The following is a 15,581-nucleotide window of genomic DNA, read 5'->3' as shown; positions in this document are numbered from 1 at the left end:
TTTGCCTTTCAAATTTTATAAATTTACTCGCTTTTTGCCTTATAAATAGGCAAATTTATGCAAAATCGCTTCGGGTTTAGCATGATTTCGATACTTCCTTTGTGTGCGTTTATGATCTGCAAGCACAGGTGCAACCCAAGCCCGTTTCCTTTAAGCTTGCTCGTCTTAAACGGCTCAAAGACGATTTGTGCATTTGCTATATCTACTCCGCTATCAAAGATAACGAAGCGATGCTCCTGGGATGTTTTTTCATAATCAAGCCTTATCTCCCCGCTTTCATCATCGCCTTGCTCAATCGCGTCAATCGCGTTAAAAAGCATGTTTTGAAAGACTATCGCAAGCAAGTCTTTGTCGCCATTATAGTAAGCGTTTGGAAAATTTAAGTTGAAATTTATCTCTTTTGAGTAGGCGTAGTAGGCGATGGCTTCCTCGCATTCGCTTTTTAATTCGTTAAAATTAAACACGCTAGGATTTATGCTAAGACCTTTTGTAAAGAGCAGTGTTGCTTTAATAATACGCTCTACTCGCCAAATGGCCCTTTGAATCTCGCTTACTACGGGCTTTGTTTTTTCATCGGCTCGCTTTAAAAGGGTTGAGGTTAGAAGCGAGATCGAACCTATAGGATTTCTTATCTCGTGAGCTAAGTGGGCGGCAACCTGTCCCATAGAGGCTAGTCGTTCCGTGCGTTTTTCTTTTGTTATGTCGGTTGCGGAGATGATTTTTTTGCCGTTTTTTTGAGTAGTTTTTATGAGATAAATTTGACCGTGTAGCTCTATCTCTTCGCTGTTTTCATCGATTAAATTTAAAAGCTTTGGAATTTTAAGCGCTTCTGAGTTTTGCAAGAAAATTTCGCCCTTTTCGTCTATGACCCAGATGGCGGTGGGCAAAATTTCCACTATCTCTTTTATGAAATTTTGCAAATTTGAGTATGAATTCGTGAGGTTTTTATATTCTTGCTCGATTAAATAAGTCTGCTCTATCAGGCTTTTTAACCCATCTTGTATGCTTGTTTTTTCATCCATTTATCAGCTCCTCAAAATCTTTCATATCAAAAAGCATTACTCGCTCGTCTTTTAATCTCTCAAGCTCTTTGCTAAAGCCGCTCTTTGAAAAAAGCGCAAATTTATACGGTTCAAGCTGCAATCTGCCACATTTTTTAGCAAGCAAATTTAGCACATTTTTGCATATCTTATGCTCTTTAAATTTCGCCTCTCCGACTATGATCTGCTCGTTGATTTTTAAAAACAGATCGATCTCAACCTCTCTTGTCCACAGACTGCTTACTCTATCAAATTCTACGCCAAATTTGTGCGCCAAAAGTTCCCTGCAAACAAGCTCAAATCCAAAGCTTGCATAATCATCGAAATTCGCCCTTATATCTCGCATAACGTTATCAAATTTAGCCTCTTCAAGCAGACTTAAATTTGGCTCTATAAATCTAAACCAAAATCTAGTGAAATTATCGCTAAAACGTATTTTATCCTCTACCTGATATCTTCTTAAATGCTTTTTTAAAAGCTGTCCTTTTGGCGCTTTTATAGGTTTTTCAAGGCTCTTTTCAACACTTATGAGCTCTCTTTCAAAAAGCTCTTTATAAACTCGTTTGGCGACTTGTTGAGAGAAAATTTTATGGATATTAAACCGCTTTCTATCGCTTTTTGCAAGGCGCATTAGTGCAAGGCTAAGTTCGTTTTTAAGCGGAGTGTTAAAGCTAAATTTTGGTTTTAAATTTTGAAATTCTCTTACTATACAAACCTCAATCGCCTCAAAAACATCGTAAAAATTTGGGCTTATATCATAAGCGTCAAAAACGCAGTGGAAATTTATAAGCTCGTGTATATCAAGGTGTTTGAAGCGTTTATAAGAGGATTTTAACGTATGGATTTGTTCTCCTTTTTAGCCCATTTTAGCACACTTTTGGTTATAATCACTTTTAAAAACTAAGGCGATAGTGTGCTGAATTTGGATGAAGTTAGAAAAAATATCATTTTAAAAGACGGAATTTATTATTTTGATTATACTGCTTCGGGGCTTGCTTATGGGCCTATCGAAAAAGAAGTTTTAAAATTTCTAAAAACCTATGCTAATACACATTCTGATAGCTCCTCAAACGCTATTTTAACCCAGCGTAGATACGAAAACGCTAGAAGCGAGCTTAAAAATTTACTTGCTCTTAACGATGAGTTCTATCTCGTCGGCTGCGGAAGCGGAGCAAGTGCCGCGATAAAGAAATTTCAAGAGATCATGGGGCTTTATATACCGCCAAATACTCGCAAAAGATACAATATAAAAGCGATTTCAAATTTGCCTTTAGTTATCGTGGGGCCTTACGAACACCACTCAAACGAAGTTAGCTTTCGCGAAGGGATGTGCGATGTCGTTAGAATAGGGCTTGATGAAGACGGCGGAGTTGATTTTAAAATGCTTGAGCGTGTGCTTGAGATGAATAAAAACCGCGAGATCATCGTCTCTTTTAGCGCAGCTTCAAACGTTACGGGTGTTATTAGCGATTATAAAAGAATTTATGAGATAATTAAAGCTCGTGGCGGAGTACTTGCGCTTGATGCGTCAAGCATTAGCGCTTATGCCAATTTAGATTGCAATTACTTTGATGCTCTGTTTCTAGCGCCTCATAAGCTGCTTGGCGGGGTCGGAAGCTGCGGACTTTTGGCGATTAGAAAATCGCTTATAGATAGCTGTGAGCCTACTTTTGCGGCCGGTGGAACGGTGGCTTACGTAAGCAGGACAAGTCATCAGTTTGTAAAGAATTTCGAGCAGTTAGAAGAGGGCGGCACTCCGGGGATAATTCAGATGATAAGGGCAAATTTAGCCTACAAGCTTAGAAATGAGATCGGATTTGAGCGCATTAAAGAGCGTGAAGATGAATTAAACGAGCTGTTTGCAAACGAGCTTGCAAATATTGATGACGTGATATGCTACTCGCCTAAAAATTTGGCTCGCGTGCCGATATTTGCGTTTAATATTAAAGGCGTTTCGCCTTATGATTTTGCCGCAACTCTTAGCAATGACTACGGCATACAAACCCGTGCCGGATGTGCTTGTGCAGGACCTTACGGGCATGATTTACTAAATTTAAAAGACAATCAAACCTTTGACAAAAAGCCCGGCTGGGTTAGAGTGAGCCTGCACTATACGCATACTAAAGACGATGTGCTTTATCTTGTAAGTGCTATTAAAAAAAGTATTGAGAAGCATAAAAACGTTTGGGGCGAGGAGCTTGCGCTTCACTCGATATTTGCGGGTAAAATTTAAGCCTAAAAATTTTAAATTCGCTCAATAATAACGATAATTTCAAACTCTAAATATTGTTACTAAAATTAATGTAACTATATAAAATTAGGTAAAAAAATTATTTATATTAATATTTTTAGAAAAAGCCTAGTATAATTGTGGTGGATAAATTTCATACTAGGAGGCTGTCATGAGAAAAGTTGTTTTTATCGTTTTTGCCGCACTTCTTGCACTATCGGCTCATGCAAGAACTAACGCATCAATAGCAAACGAGTTAAGAATAGACAGTAAATTTAGAGAGTCTATCCCGTTTGAGCACGAAGCTTGCGTAAAGGATAAGGTTTGGTCGTCTTGCAAACAGCTTGGCTCTCATTATGATTTCGGAAGACCGGGCATAGCAAGCGATCCGCAAAAGGCTATTATGTATTATAGATTGTGTTGCGACTTAAATGATCAAGACAAAATGTGCTGCGAAAAGGGTTATGCAAAAGAGCTTAAAGAAAAACGTGAAGCGGCTTGCAAGGCGAATGACGCTGCAAGTTGCGGTAAGCTCGCAGTCTCTGCGTATGACAAAAAGGACTTTGAAGCTTCGTTTAAGTACGCAAAAAAGGGTTGTGAACTCGGCAAGGACGAGGATGCTTGCACTTATCTTGCTTATATGTACTACTACGGTCAGGGCGTAGAGAAGAATTACGAAAAAGCGTTTGAGGTCTATAACGGTCTGTGTGAAAGAGGAGTGTATGGTATGTGCCCTACGGTGAGCTTTTTTTACACCGATGGTATAGGTGTGAAAAAAGATATCAAAAAAGGCAAAGAAGTTTTAGAGAAAATTTGCCCTGATAAGTATCCGGAAGCTTGCGGCAGCTTAGGAGAGCTTTATGAAAGCGACAAATACGGTATGAAAGATGAGAAAAAGGCGAACGAGCTATTTTCTATCGCTTGCAAGCATAACAGAAAAAGCAGGGCTTGCGAAAAGCTAGGCAAAACCACAAGCGAGGAGATAGCTTGCGAAAACAAAGATCCGCACTCTTGCTATATGGCGGCGAACGCTCATAAAAACGATCCTGAAAAAATGCTTTATTATTATGATAAAGCTTGCGAATACGGATATAGCAACGGTTGCTTGCAGGCTTTGCCTCTTGTAGAAAAAGATGACAATAAAATAATGGAATATATATATAAAGCTTGCAAGCTAAATAATAGAGAAGCTTGCTTTACTTTTGAGGATATCGTCGGAAAGGCTTGCAGGGAAGGTAATAAAGAAATTTGCAGTTGGCGTGATAAGATGAAACAAAGTAAGTAATTTTAACCTCGTTCCAAGCCGTTTGCTAAATATGTTCAAGATTTTTTGACCTTGCGAACGCGCTCCAAATTTTAACCAAACTGCGTTTTAATGCCTAATTAAATTAGCTTGCCTTAATGCATAAATCGGTAAAACTTTCTTTGTAGCTTTGGTTTAAAGATTAAAATTACAAAAACCTGCTTAAATTTCTGTAATTTTCGCTTATGCTTTCAGGTTTATAAAGAGCTGAGATAATGGCAATAAGATCTATTTCAAGAGCTAAAATTCTATCGATATTTTGAGCGTTTATACCGCCGATAGCGCAAATGGGTATATCTAAAATTTCTTTAGCCTGCATTATCGTTTCAAGCGAGCATCTTGCAGCAGTGGGTTTTGTTAAGCTTGTAAAGACGCTTCCAAAAGCCACGTAGCTTGCTCCTTCATTTTGTGCCTTAAGAGCCAAATTTATGTCGTCATAGCAACTTACACCGATAAATGCATCTTTGCCTAAAATTTCTCGCACGGCTTTTATGTCGCCGTCCTCTTTACCGATATGAACGCATTTTGCTCCGATTTTTTTAGCAAAAGTCACATCGTCGTTTACGATAAATTTCGCTCCGAAATCATCGCAAAGCGCTAGCAACTTGCGTGCTAAATTTTCATCTTTAACGGCTTTTTTGCTTCTATATTGAAAATGTTTTATCCCGCACTCTAAAATTTCACGAGTTTGCTCTAAGATAGTATCATCAGGAGTTAAAATATTATCGCTAATCGCATAAATTTCAGCCATTAAATCCTGCTTTGTGATTTAAAATTCTCACGCCAAATTTGCTTGTGTGTGCTGATTTTATAGAGTTTAAGATGAATTTTTTAGCGATTTTGATCGCTTCTTTCGTGTCATTTCCTAATGCAAGAGCGCAAGCAAGCGCACTGGCAAAGCTACATCCGGCTCCATGTATTATCTTTGGTTCTATCAACTCCTCTTGAAATTTGATTATCTCGCCGGCTTTTGTATGCAAGGTATCTTCGCAAATTTCATCGGCTACAGTTCTTTTAAAGATGATGTCACATGGCAAATTTGAAGTATCTATATTTAAAACACGCGCTTCGTATATATTTGGAGTGGCTATCGTTGCCAGATTTAAAAGCTCTATTAGCTCGTCTATAGCGTCATCTTTAAGCAGTTTTGCTCCCGATTTTGCAACGCAGACAGGATCAATAACCGTTGGCACATTAAGACGCTCTATCCAGCCTTTGGCGCACAAGATAAGCTCTTTATTAAAGAGCATTCCGACTTTGATCGCATCTATCTTAAGCTCGTCGGTTATCATTTTAAGCTGTGCGTTTAAAAATTCGCTCGAAACCTCACTGATAGCGCTTACTCCGTCAGTATTTTGCGCAGTAAGAGCGGTGATCGCCGTTGCGCTGTAGCAGCCAAAGGCTTCGCAGGTCTTGATATCAGCCTGAATACCGGCTCCTCCGACGCTATCAGATCCTGCTATGATAAGTATGTTTTTCATTCATTTGCCTCTTTAAACTCTATTTGAATTTTTGGTTTTTCCTCTTCTTCTTGTGTTTCGTCCCACAATATCTCTTGCTCGCTATCTTCTTTTGGTTTTACTTCGGGCTTTTTACCGCTTTGGAAGCACTCGAAAATTTCGGGAAATTTATCTTTTATCCTGTTTGAAGTTACCTTTATCTTTTTATATTCTTTGTTTTTTGGTTTGGCTAGAGCGTTTTTTACTAGAGTTTTGTTTAAAATTCTGCTATTATCGCTTACCTCGCAAAGCCATCTATCGCCTAAATTTTGTTTAGCTTCAAGGTAAAAATTTCTTCCGGGTTTTATAAATTTATAAATTTCATCTTCGTAAAATTTATTAAATTCTTCTAGCTGTTTTTCATCGTCTATGCATTTTTTTGGTTTATAAATTTCGATACCGTAAAGCTTACATGGGGCTGATTTTATAGGATTTATCTTAAAAACAAAAGTATCGTCGTTTATCTTTTTAACAAAGGTTGCGATTACTTTTTGATCGGCTAAAGCGAAAGTAGGAATAAGTAAAAAAGCAAAAAGAGCCACGCAACTTTTAAATTTGAGTTTAAAAATTGCGTGAGAGGTTATCATTTAAGATCGTATTTTTCTAGTAATTTATCGTAAGTGCCGTCTTGTTTAAGCTCTTTTAAAGCGGCATTTATCTTCTCTATCAGATCTAAATTTTTGTCTTTATCAAAAGCTATAGAAAATCCTTCGCTTCCGTCTGATTCTTTATGAAATTCCTCTAGATCAGGATTTTTCTTAAGGTATCCGTATCCTATAGAGCTGTCAAATATCACCGCATCAAGCTTGCCTGTTTTTAGTCCAAGCGTTAGACTTACGGTCTCTTCGGCCGGAGTTACTTTAGCTCCTTTTATCTCTTTTGCCGCCATCTCTTGAACCGTGCCAAGTTGCACGCCTACTTTTTTACCGCTTAAGCTCTCTTTATCTTTTATAGCATCATTGCCTTTCTTGCGAAGGTAGATATTTTCGGTTGAGTAGTAAGCGTCGGTAAAATCAATAGACTTTCTTCTTTCGTCAGTTGCGCTCATCGCACTTGCGATCACGTTTATTTTGCCTGTTTTAAGAGCAACGATAAGTCCGTCGAAATTCATATTTACGAACTGGTATTTAAATCCTACTTTTTTAGAAAGCGCATCCATCAGATCTATATCAAAACCCGCAATCTTGTTTTGATCGTCGATAAACTCAAACGGCGGATAGTTTGCGGCTGTTCCTACTTTAAGTTCGGTAGCGCCAAGGCTAACTAAGCCCGCCAAAAGCAGTGCGAATAATTTTTTCATCTAACTCTCCTTAATGAAATTTGCGTAATTATAATACTTTAAAATTAATGATTTAACACTTTTCCTAAAAATTCTTTTAGTCTTTGATTTTGCGGATTTTCAAAGATATTTTTAGGTGTATCATCTACGGTAATTTTGCCCCCGTCCATGAAAAATATACGGTTTGCTACATTTCTTGCAAATCCCATTTCGTGAGTAACTACAAGCATCGTTAGGCCTTTGGCCGCAACATCTCTCATGATATCAAGAACTTCTCCGATCATCTCCGGATCAAGCGCTGAGGTCGGCTCGTCAAAAAGTATCACGTCAGGATTCATCGCAAGCGCTCTGGCTATGGCTATGCGTTGTTTTTGTCCGCCTGAAAGCTTGTGAGGGAAGGCGTATTTTTTATCAAGCAATCCTACGCTTTTAAGAAGCTCGTCGGCTCTTTTTTCCGCATCCGTTTTGCTTAAAATTCCCGCTTTAATCGGAGCTAGAGTTAAATTTTCTAGGACGTTTTTGTTTGCAAACAGATTAAAATGCTGAAAAACCATGCTTATCTTTTGGCGAATTTTATTTATATCGGCTTTTTTGCTTAGTATGTCTTCGCCGTTTATCTTGATATGTCCGCTTGTAGGTTCTTCAAGGCGGTTTATGCAGCGTAAAAATGTACTTTTACCTCCGCCGCTTGGTCCGATGATGGCTATTACCTCGCCTTGTTTGATATCTACGCTAATATCTTTTAAGACCTGCAAATCGCCGTAGTTTTTGTTTAAATTTCTAATCTCAATCATGTCTATTTAGCCTCTCTTCAAGCTTTTTAGCCAAATACGAAAAAATTTTAACGCTTGTATAATAAATCACGCCCGCAAATATAAGCGGCTTTGGATTGTAAAGAACCGATTGAAAGCTTCTGCTTTGCATCGTGATATCGGCTACGCTTATGAAGCCTACGATGGATGTTTCTTTAAACAGCGATATAAATTCATTGGCAAGAGCGGGAAGGATGTTTTTTGTCGCTTGAGGGATTATGATTTGCCCCATTGAGGTTGAGTAGTCAAGCCCCATAGCGCGAGCCGCTTCCATCTGTCCTCTATCTACGCTAGCGATACCGCTTCTAACGATTTCTGCGACGTATGCGGAGCTGTTTAACCCAAGAGCCACAATGGCTGCGTATAAATTTTCAAACGAAACAAGTATGATAAACGCAAAAACCATAAGCTGGAGCATGAGCGGAGTGCCGCGCAAGATGTCGATGTATTCGTCTATTATAAAGGTAAGCGGCTTGATCTTTAAGAAGCGTAAAAACGCAAGGAAAAATCCAAGCACTATGCCTATGGTTATACCGCCTGCGGTTAGTATGAGAGTTGTTTTATAACTTTGCAGATATGCTAAGCGCTGAGTTGCGTTAAGCTCGGTAGGGTAGGTAAAATAAACACCGACGCAGACTATGGTTAAGAAAAAAAGAAGCTTGAAAAATTTCTCGTTCAATTTGGTTGCCTTTAATGAAACGTAAATGTCAAATATACAAAAAAATTGATATTTTTTTGCTTAATTGATACTGTTTTAGTGTGAAATTTCCGCTCATACGAGCAAATTTAAGAGGGTAAATTTTTAAATTTTAATAAATTTAATGTTAATATATCGCTTTAAATTTAACCAAAAGGCTTGTTTTATGGAATTTGGTGCATATCTTGCTATTGCTCTTTATTTTGGATTTTTATTGTTTGTCGGTAAGTATTCTTATAACAAAAACGCAAATATGAGCGAGTACTTGCTGGATAATCGCAGGCTGGGACCGGTTGTAACGGCTCTTAGTGCGGGAGCTAGCGATATGAGCGGTTGGATGTTGCTTGGAGTGCCCGGTGCGCTTTATGCTACGGGTATCGCAAACGTCTGGATAGCCATAGGACTAACCATAGGTGCGTATTGTAACTATCTGTTTTTGGCTAAAAGACTTCGCGTTTATACCGAAGTTGCAAGCGACAGTATAACGATTCCTGATTTTTTAGAAAACCGCTTTAAAGACAACACAAAAATTTTGCGTATAGTCTCAGGCGTAGTTATACTTGTATTTTTTACTCTTTATGTAAGTAGCGGTATCATCGCGGGCGGTAAGAGCTTTGAGAGTTTTTTCGGGCTTGATTTTAAAATAGGAGCGATATTTACGCTATTTATCGTTGTTTTTTATACTTTTTTTGGCGGATTTAGAGCGGTTGCGATAACCGATGCTTTTCAAGGTTCGCTTATGTTTTTAGTGCTTATTTTAGTCCCTACCGTTGCGTTTTTTAACATCGAAATTCCAAGTGGAGCGAGCCTTTGGAGTGAGATTAACAAATACGGCGAAAACCACCTAAATTTATTTCACAATCAGACATTTTTAAGCATACTAGGACTCATGGCTTGGGGTCTTGGATACTTCGGACAACCTCATATCATAGTGCGTTTTATGGCGATAAGAAGCTCTAGCGAGCTTGCTCAGGCGCGCAGGATAGGTATCGGCTGGATGGCACTCGGGCTCATCGGCGCTATCATGAGCGGTCTTATAGGCTTTGTTTATTATAGTCAGCTTGGCATGCCTTTAAAAGACTCCGAAACCGTATTTTTAAAGCTTGGGGAGACGCTGTTTCATCCTTTTATCGTAGGAGTTATCATCTCTGCGGTGCTTTCGGCGATTATGAGTACGATTTCAAGCCAGCTTTTAGTAAGCGCAAGCTCTGTTACGAAGGACTTTATTCTTGCATTTTATAAAAAAGAAGTCGATGAAAAGACACAGGTGATATTTGGCAGATATGCCGTAGTTGTGGTTGCTTTAGTGGCAACACTCTTGGCATTTGGCTCAACCGATACCGTGCTGGGAGTGGTAGGTAACGCTTGGGCCGGATTTGGGGCTAGCTTTGGACCTGTACTTTTGTTTAGTCTTTATTATAAGCGCATGAGCGCTCTGGCGGCACTTGCAGGAATGATAGTCGGTGGCATAACAGTGCTTGCATGGATAGCTTTTGGGCTAAATTCTTACGTTTATGAAATTTTGCCGGGATTTGTAGCTTCAAGTATCGCTATTATAGCAATTAGCATCTGGGGCGACGCCATAGATAAGATGACAAATGAGCCAAATCAGAAAGTCGTGCAGGAAGAATTTGAAAAGATGAAGACGAGACTATAAATGAAAGATAGCGTAAAATGCCCAAACTGCGGGTTTGATGTAGATGTAAATTCGGCTTTTAAAAGCCAAGTCGAACAGGAATTTAACCAAAAATTAGCCGCCGAAAAAAAGAATTTTGAAAAAGAGGTTGAAGCTAAAAGAGAGCAGTATAAGACTCATTTAGAGCAGCTAAACGCAAAGCAAAAGGAGCTTGAAGCTAAGCAGGCGGAATTTGACGCTAGAGTAGCTGAGGCTTTAAAGCTTAAGCAAAGCGAGCTTGAAGCACAGATAAAGATAAAATTTGAAAATGAAAATTTAGCCGCTGTAAATGCCCTAAAAACCGAGCTTGAAGCCAAGTCAAAGCAGGTTAGCGAGCTAAATTTAAAAACCGTGGAAATAGAAAAACTCAAACGCGAAAAAGATGAGCTTGAAGCAAGTATCAAGGCTAAAAGCGAGCTTGAATTTTCGGCTAAGTTGCAAGCCGAAAAGGAGCGCTTGCAAAAGGAAATTTCATCTGCCAATGAGCTTAAATTTCGCCAAAAAGATGAACAGATGGAAGCGCTTAAAAAGCAGCTGAGCGAAGCTCAAAGACGCATAGAACAGGGTAGCCAGCAGCTTCAAGGTGAGGTGCAGGAGCTTGCGATCGAGGAGTGGTTGAGGGCGAAATTTCCGCTTGATACTATCGAGGAGGTTAAAAAGGGCGCAAACGGCGCTGACTGCATGCAGATAGTAAATACTAGAGAGGTGCAAAACTGCGGTAAAATTTACTATGAAAGCAAGCGAACTAAGAACTTTTCAAATGAGTGGATAGAGAAATTTAGATCCGATATGCGCTCAAGCGGTGCTGACGTGGGAGTGCTTGTGAGCGAAGCGCGCCCAAAAGATATGGAGCGGCTGGGGCTGGTTGATGGAGTGTGGGTGTGTTCGTATGAGGAGTTTAAGGCGCTTAGTTTTGTGCTTAGAAATTCTGTGATTGAGCTAAATTTCGCTAAAAGCTCCGTGCAAAATAAAACAGGCAAAATCGAGCTTCTTTACTCTTATTTAACGAGCAATGAGTTTAAAATGCGAATTGAGGCTATTGTGGAAGGCTTTACTTCTATGCAAGAAGACTTGATAAAAGAGCAAAATGCGATGAAGCGAATTTGGAAAAGCCGCGAAAAACAGATAGAAAAAGTTCGCGATAATGCAATAGAGATGTTTGGCTCGATCAAAGGTATCGCAGGAAATTCTATCGGTGAGATAAAGACGCTTGAGCTTGGATTTGATGAGAGCGTTGCTCAAAGCGAGCTGGAAAACGAGTGAAATTTAGGGTTAAATTTCACAAATTTGCTTAATCGTCTTGAAATTTAAGATTAAATTATACGAAAATGCGTCTATGACTATGCCCTCATACTTTTCTTTTGATGCTTCTAGCATAGCAAGATAGTTTTTAAGCTCTAAATTTAAAATTTCTTGTTCGCTGTCGTTTCTCCACTTCATCATCTCTTCTTTGCTTGTAAAAGCGGGAAAATAGCTAAGATCGCTCTCTTCGTCTTCAAGAAGAATAAATTTGATATTTGAGCCTTCTTCTTCATAAAATGCTTTTCCGTCAGGCTTCGTTAGGGCTTGATTGATAATAACAGGAGCCATAAACTGGGCTTTTTTAAGCTCTTGTATAAGGTTATTTTCATTTTCTTTGCCCGGATTATCTAAAAAAATTTGCATCGCTTTAGTTAAATTTGTATTCATCTTGTCGCTTTCGTTTTTAAATTTAATGACAATTATACATTTTTAAAAAATTAAAACAAAATTTAGCGATAAATAAGGTTTGCATTGTTATAATCACAACTTCAATTTGGCTAGCGGGTTCATAGCTCAGTTGGTTAGAGCATCCGGCTCATAACCGGATGGTCCCAGGTTCGAGTCCTGGTGAACCCACCACTATACCTTTTTTTCACATTTCTTAAACCGTTTTTCCCTGTATTTTTACTTCACATAACCCCCAAGGGTAGGCGCTAAACATACTTTTTATCTTTTTCAGTGTATTTTTTATATTACAATGACTTTACTTTTATTAGGTGGCAAATGAGGTGACTAGGAATCCATTAGGTGGCAAGTCAAAATTTAACTCTAATAACACAAATATAAAGTCATAGTAACTATTACTATATACTATCTTATCTAATAGATAAAAAAGTTGAGTTTCTTATAGATAGAAGCTTTAAATTAAAAGTTAAGAGTATTAAATTTTTTAGTTTTACATTTGCTACATAATACAGTAGTTCCATAATAATATATATCTTGTAATTATTTTAATACAATAAAGTCCATATGGCATACTGAAAAATTGATAAAAGGATGAATCAAAGTAAGCATAAATATAATTTTATGTTTATTCATTTTATACTCTATTAAATTCAATGATAGTACCATATCACTATCATTGTCATAAATCTTTAGTTTTAATTTACATTTGCACTATTATGTAACAAACGTACTTAAAACAGGTTGCAAGTCTGCCGTAGCTTTAAATAAGAGATGTTTTTTAGGCTCAGGCTATGAAAACATTACTGACTTTAGCTTTATGGTTTGGTCTATCTTGATTCGTTATACTAAGATAATCAACTAAACGAAGCTAAACAGAAAGGATCTATTATGGCATTTGTTAAAAAGCTAGAAGTAAAGCTAGTAGAACACACGTAGTATCAGCTTTTGTATCCAAATACTCCGACATTAAAGGACAAATAAAGTATTATCAATAGATGATATCTGATTTACAAGATGAACTATCTACTATAAACAAAGCTATTATAATATTTTGATACGGACTATAATATAAATTAGATAAAAAATAAAAACGTCATTAATAATAGACGTTTTTCTCGTAGAGAGATTATTAAAAAGATAATAGAGTGTTAAAAATAAAACCTAGTTTGGTTAAAGAGATATTAAAGTGTGCTAAGAATCAATTTCCACTTAGTGCAGCGTATTTTTTATTGTCGTAGTACTTTCCCAAAAATAAAATTGAAATAAAATTCAAAAGGAATGCTTTAAAAAACGAAGCATCTTACTAAAATTAAGATGCTATATATGACATAATTTTAAATTCCTTATGTCAGATGAATTTTGGGTTTGTGTAGGCAAAAGCAATTATTACTCATATTCTCTAAATCGTTCATGTTTAAATTCACGCTTTATTATCAGCTTTCCATCTTCTACCTGCTTGCTAACAATTCTGCGAGTAGTTGCATAAATCGGTATTAAACCGATACTTTTTGCAAAATTTGCCATAGCGTATGTAGCACCAAAATCCCCTTGCACCAATAACACGTCGCCAAATTTTGACTGCTCTTTTAACTTATCTTTATAGCTTTCAATACCGCTTAAAATGCTTTTATTGGCAGGATCTATATTACCCCAATTTTCATCGCCTATAACCACAAAATTATCTATATTTAAATTTTCTATAGCATCTTTTTCTTGTTCTTTTGTTAATAAGTGGTTCATTAGTATAAAAAGTGTTTTCATTCTACTCCTACATTTCAAAATTATATTCTTTCATCTTTTTTATGTTTTTAATATATTCTGATAGGTTATTTGCGCTATGTCTAGAATTAGACCTTGATCTTTGATTTTCCTGGTCAAGCTTATGGGCTATATTAACTCTAATATTATTTACCTTGCGATATGTATCTGCTAGCTTTTTTCTATCATCACTATATTTTAATTTTACCAATGCATTTTTTGCACTCTCTCTATTGTCCCTATTTAATGGGTCTTTATCATTTTGCTCACAAACTATACTTAAAGCTGCTTCAGCCAAAGTTAAATAAGACATAGCATAATTTTTGTTGTCTGCATACCACTGTGATAACTTTAGCTGCAAATCAGATACTTTTTCCTGCTTGAAAATATCTATAAACTCTTTAAGATCCTTTGATACTATGCCTAATATAGTATTATTAGGACAACTAAAATCAAAAATTTCGCTACTTAAAGACCTTATGCTTTTTTGTATAGCACTAACATCGGACATGCTTAATGCATAAGAAAAGTCTGTGTAACTATTTTTTATTTTTTCTGGCTGCTGAGAGTTATTTACCAGAAGCATTAGATCATATCCATTGCCAAATCTTTTTAGATTCTTAATAGCCTTTGACCACTCTAAAAGTTCAAAAAACATTTTTAAATCCACTATCGGTGCAATATTATTATTCTCTGTCATTATGTCTATCATTCCATAGTATACACCCTTGATATTTATATTATAATCTCGTGTATTAGCATAAAATTCACTCATAACAAAACTCATTAAAGATAAAGACCTAAAAGAGTGGGTTATATCAAGATAAACCTCGTCGCCTTTTGTAATTTCATTAAAAATTTGTAAAAATTGATTGAAATTTGACCAAAGCTGTTCCTCATCAACCCCATACTCTATAATAAAACATTTTGAACCGCTTACTCCAAGCTTCTTATTTATCTGCTCTGTTATGATAGGAATATATTTTATTATCTCGTTGTTTTCTTTGGCCTCGTAAATTTTAAATTCATCCTCATCGTTACCGCCAAACTCTTTATAAACTGCATCCCAGATAGATTTTTTTGTTCCAACCAAAAAGAGCTTATCTATCTTAATATGTTCGCATAAAACATCTGCTATAAATTTCTTATCTTTATAAACTTTTCCATCCATAGAGTAGTTTAATAATCTATAATCACCGCTTCTTTTATCGCCTGCCCCTATAGAGCTTATTAAAATTTTAGACATATTATCCCCATTAATTCTTAGTTTTTTATTTTAAACATAATCAAGCGAGCAGTATTTAACATAATAATCAGCCGCATATGCATATTTAATACATCTATCATTTGGTATGGCAAATATATCGTATATGCTATATACCAACTTTTCTAAATCTCCAGCCCATGCAATATCAAAAACTATTTCCTCGTTCACTTATATCATAATTTTTCAAAACTTTATATATGTGATCCAAATATTCATAGACACTTGTTGTTATTTCTAAATTATGAATGCATTTTTATCATTTTATCTTTTTTGCTGTAAAATACTATAGTAATTACAAGAAACATAATTTTTTA

General features: G+C 36.8%; 15 protein-coding genes and 1 tRNA gene. 5 read left to right on the top strand and 11 right to left on the bottom strand.

Going from position 1 to position 15,581, the window contains the following annotated elements:
• Positions 1–23: 23 nt before the first annotated feature.
• On the bottom strand, positions 24–1,022 hold the full coding sequence (locus CDOM15925_RS01550) for a sensor histidine kinase (protein ID WP_169940403.1): 999 nt from the start codon (positions 1,020–1,022) through the stop codon (positions 24–26).
• Positions 1,015–1,671 (bottom strand): DUF234 domain-containing protein, encoded by a 657-nt coding sequence (locus CDOM15925_RS01545; protein WP_249934662.1) that lies wholly within the window; start codon positions 1,669–1,671, stop codon positions 1,015–1,017. Before CDOM15925_RS01545 ends, CDOM15925_RS01550 begins: the two co-directional genes overlap by 8 nt.
• Before the next feature lie 282 nt (positions 1,672–1,953).
• Between CDOM15925_RS01545 and CDOM15925_RS01540 the strand changes: the two genes are divergently transcribed.
• Both CDOM15925_RS01540 and CDOM15925_RS01535 read left to right on the top strand, forming a co-directional pair.
• Positions 1,954–3,273 (top strand): aminotransferase class V-fold PLP-dependent enzyme, encoded by a 1,320-nt coding sequence (locus tag CDOM15925_RS01540; RefSeq protein ID WP_169940400.1) that lies wholly within the window; start codon positions 1,954–1,956, stop codon positions 3,271–3,273.
• Positions 3,274–3,442: 169 nt separating this feature from the next.
• The gene (locus CDOM15925_RS01535; RefSeq protein ID WP_169940398.1) at positions 3,443–4,555 is read left to right on the top strand and encodes a tetratricopeptide repeat protein; all 1,113 of its coding nucleotides are present in this window, start codon (positions 3,443–3,445) and stop codon (positions 4,553–4,555) included.
• 166 nt (positions 4,556–4,721) lie between these two features.
• Here the strand turns inward: CDOM15925_RS01535 and thiE are convergent, their stop codons facing one another.
• Genes thiE through CDOM15925_RS01505 form a run of 6 tightly spaced genes read right to left on the bottom strand, consistent with a single transcriptional unit; the run spans position 4,722 to position 8,803 of the window.
• Entirely contained in the window at positions 4,722–5,324 is a 603-nt protein-coding gene (gene thiE, locus CDOM15925_RS01530; protein WP_169940396.1) for a thiamine phosphate synthase, read from the bottom strand.
• Positions 5,317–6,054 carry a hydroxymethylpyrimidine/phosphomethylpyrimidine kinase gene (locus tag CDOM15925_RS01525; protein WP_169940394.1) on the bottom strand — a complete coding sequence of 246 codons (738 nt, stop codon included), beginning with the start codon at positions 6,052–6,054 and terminating at the stop codon, positions 5,317–5,319. The genes thiE and CDOM15925_RS01525 overlap by 8 nt, the downstream gene beginning before the upstream one ends.
• Positions 6,051–6,659: a hypothetical protein gene (locus CDOM15925_RS01520; RefSeq protein ID WP_169940392.1), complete on the bottom strand. Its 609-nt coding sequence runs from the start codon at positions 6,657–6,659 to the stop codon at positions 6,051–6,053. Before CDOM15925_RS01520 ends, CDOM15925_RS01525 begins: the two co-directional genes overlap by 4 nt.
• The gene (locus CDOM15925_RS01515) at positions 6,656–7,372 is read right to left on the bottom strand and encodes a basic amino acid ABC transporter substrate-binding protein (protein WP_169940390.1); all 717 of its coding nucleotides are present in this window, start codon (positions 7,370–7,372) and stop codon (positions 6,656–6,658) included. The genes CDOM15925_RS01520 and CDOM15925_RS01515 overlap by 4 nt, the downstream gene beginning before the upstream one ends.
• Before the next feature lie 44 nt (positions 7,373–7,416).
• A complete protein-coding gene (locus tag CDOM15925_RS01510; protein ID WP_169940388.1) occupies positions 7,417–8,145 on the bottom strand; it encodes an amino acid ABC transporter ATP-binding protein in 729 nt (242 codons plus the stop codon).
• Positions 8,138–8,803 carry an amino acid ABC transporter permease gene (locus CDOM15925_RS01505; protein WP_349644307.1) on the bottom strand — a complete coding sequence of 222 codons (666 nt, stop codon included), beginning with the start codon at positions 8,801–8,803 and terminating at the stop codon, positions 8,138–8,140. Before CDOM15925_RS01505 ends, CDOM15925_RS01510 begins: the two co-directional genes overlap by 8 nt.
• A gap of 223 nt (positions 8,804–9,026) precedes the next feature.
• Between CDOM15925_RS01505 and putP the strand changes: the two genes are divergently transcribed.
• The gene (gene putP, locus CDOM15925_RS01500) at positions 9,027–10,517 is read left to right on the top strand and encodes a sodium/proline symporter PutP (RefSeq protein ID WP_169940385.1); all 1,491 of its coding nucleotides are present in this window, start codon (positions 9,027–9,029) and stop codon (positions 10,515–10,517) included.
• Positions 10,518–11,798, top strand: coding sequence for a DUF2130 domain-containing protein (locus CDOM15925_RS01495; protein WP_169940383.1), 1,281 nt, complete (start codon positions 10,518–10,520; stop codon positions 11,796–11,798).
• A gap of 9 nt (positions 11,799–11,807) precedes the next feature.
• Here the strand turns inward: CDOM15925_RS01495 and CDOM15925_RS01490 are convergent, their stop codons facing one another.
• Complete coding sequence (locus tag CDOM15925_RS01490; protein WP_169940381.1) at positions 11,808–12,224, bottom strand: SseB family protein; 417 nt, start codon at positions 12,222–12,224, stop codon at positions 11,808–11,810.
• Between the two features lie 115 nt (positions 12,225–12,339).
• On the opposite strand from CDOM15925_RS01490, the gene CDOM15925_RS01485 reads away from it, so the two are divergent.
• Positions 12,340–12,416 (top strand) — tRNA-Ile (locus tag CDOM15925_RS01485).
• 1,212 nt (positions 12,417–13,628) lie between these two features.
• On the opposite strand, the gene csx20 is transcribed toward CDOM15925_RS01485, so the two are convergent.
• Complete coding sequence (csx20, locus tag CDOM15925_RS01480; protein ID WP_169940379.1) at positions 13,629–14,003, bottom strand: CRISPR-associated protein Csx20; 375 nt, start codon at positions 14,001–14,003, stop codon at positions 13,629–13,631.
• Between the two features lie 7 nt (positions 14,004–14,010).
• Positions 14,011–15,246, bottom strand: coding sequence for a TIGR02221 family CRISPR-associated protein (csx2, locus tag CDOM15925_RS01475; protein ID WP_169940377.1), 1,236 nt, complete (start codon positions 15,244–15,246; stop codon positions 14,011–14,013).
• Between the last annotated feature and the right edge of the window lie 335 nt (positions 15,247–15,581).

The sequence above is a fragment of the Campylobacter sp. RM15925 genome, from assembly GCF_012978775.1.
GTDB lineage: Bacteria > Campylobacterota > Campylobacteria > Campylobacterales > Campylobacteraceae > Campylobacter_A > Campylobacter_A canis.
The sequence above is the reverse complement of the archived record's forward strand: the minus strand, read 5'-3'. Positions and strand labels throughout refer to the sequence as shown.

Bases quoted from the DNA above. Each gene is read 5' to 3' on its own strand.
- CDOM15925_RS01490 (WP_169940381.1), bottom strand. From the start codon at position 12,224: ATGAATACAAATTTAACTAAAGCGATGCAAATTTTTTTAGATAATCCG.
- putP (WP_169940385.1), top strand. From the start codon at position 9,027: ATGGAATTTGGTGCATATCTTGCTATTGCTCTTTATTTTGGATTTTTA.
- CDOM15925_RS01495 (WP_169940383.1), top strand. From the start codon at position 10,518: ATGAAAGATAGCGTAAAATGCCCAAACTGCGGGTTTGATGTAGATGTA.
- CDOM15925_RS01510 (WP_169940388.1), bottom strand. From the start codon at position 8,145: ATGATTGAGATTAGAAATTTAAACAAAAACTACGGCGATTTGCAGGTC.
- CDOM15925_RS01520 (WP_169940392.1), bottom strand. From the start codon at position 6,659: ATGATAACCTCTCACGCAATTTTTAAACTCAAATTTAAAAGTTGCGTG.
- CDOM15925_RS01550 (WP_169940403.1), bottom strand. From the start codon at position 1,022: ATGGATGAAAAAACAAGCATACAAGATGGGTTAAAAAGCCTGATAGAG.
- thiE (WP_169940396.1), bottom strand. From the start codon at position 5,324: ATGGCTGAAATTTATGCGATTAGCGATAATATTTTAACTCCTGATGAT.
- CDOM15925_RS01535 (WP_169940398.1), top strand. From the start codon at position 3,443: ATGAGAAAAGTTGTTTTTATCGTTTTTGCCGCACTTCTTGCACTATCG.
- csx2 (WP_169940377.1), bottom strand. From the start codon at position 15,246: ATGTCTAAAATTTTAATAAGCTCTATAGGGGCAGGCGATAAAAGAAGC.
- CDOM15925_RS01525 (WP_169940394.1), bottom strand. From the start codon at position 6,054: ATGAAAAACATACTTATCATAGCAGGATCTGATAGCGTCGGAGGAGCC.
- CDOM15925_RS01515 (WP_169940390.1), bottom strand. From the start codon at position 7,372: ATGAAAAAATTATTCGCACTGCTTTTGGCGGGCTTAGTTAGCCTTGGC.
- CDOM15925_RS01545 (WP_249934662.1), bottom strand. From the start codon at position 1,671: ATGCGCCTTGCAAAAAGCGATAGAAAGCGGTTTAATATCCATAAAATT.
- csx20 (WP_169940379.1), bottom strand. From the start codon at position 14,003: ATGAAAACACTTTTTATACTAATGAACCACTTATTAACAAAAGAACAA.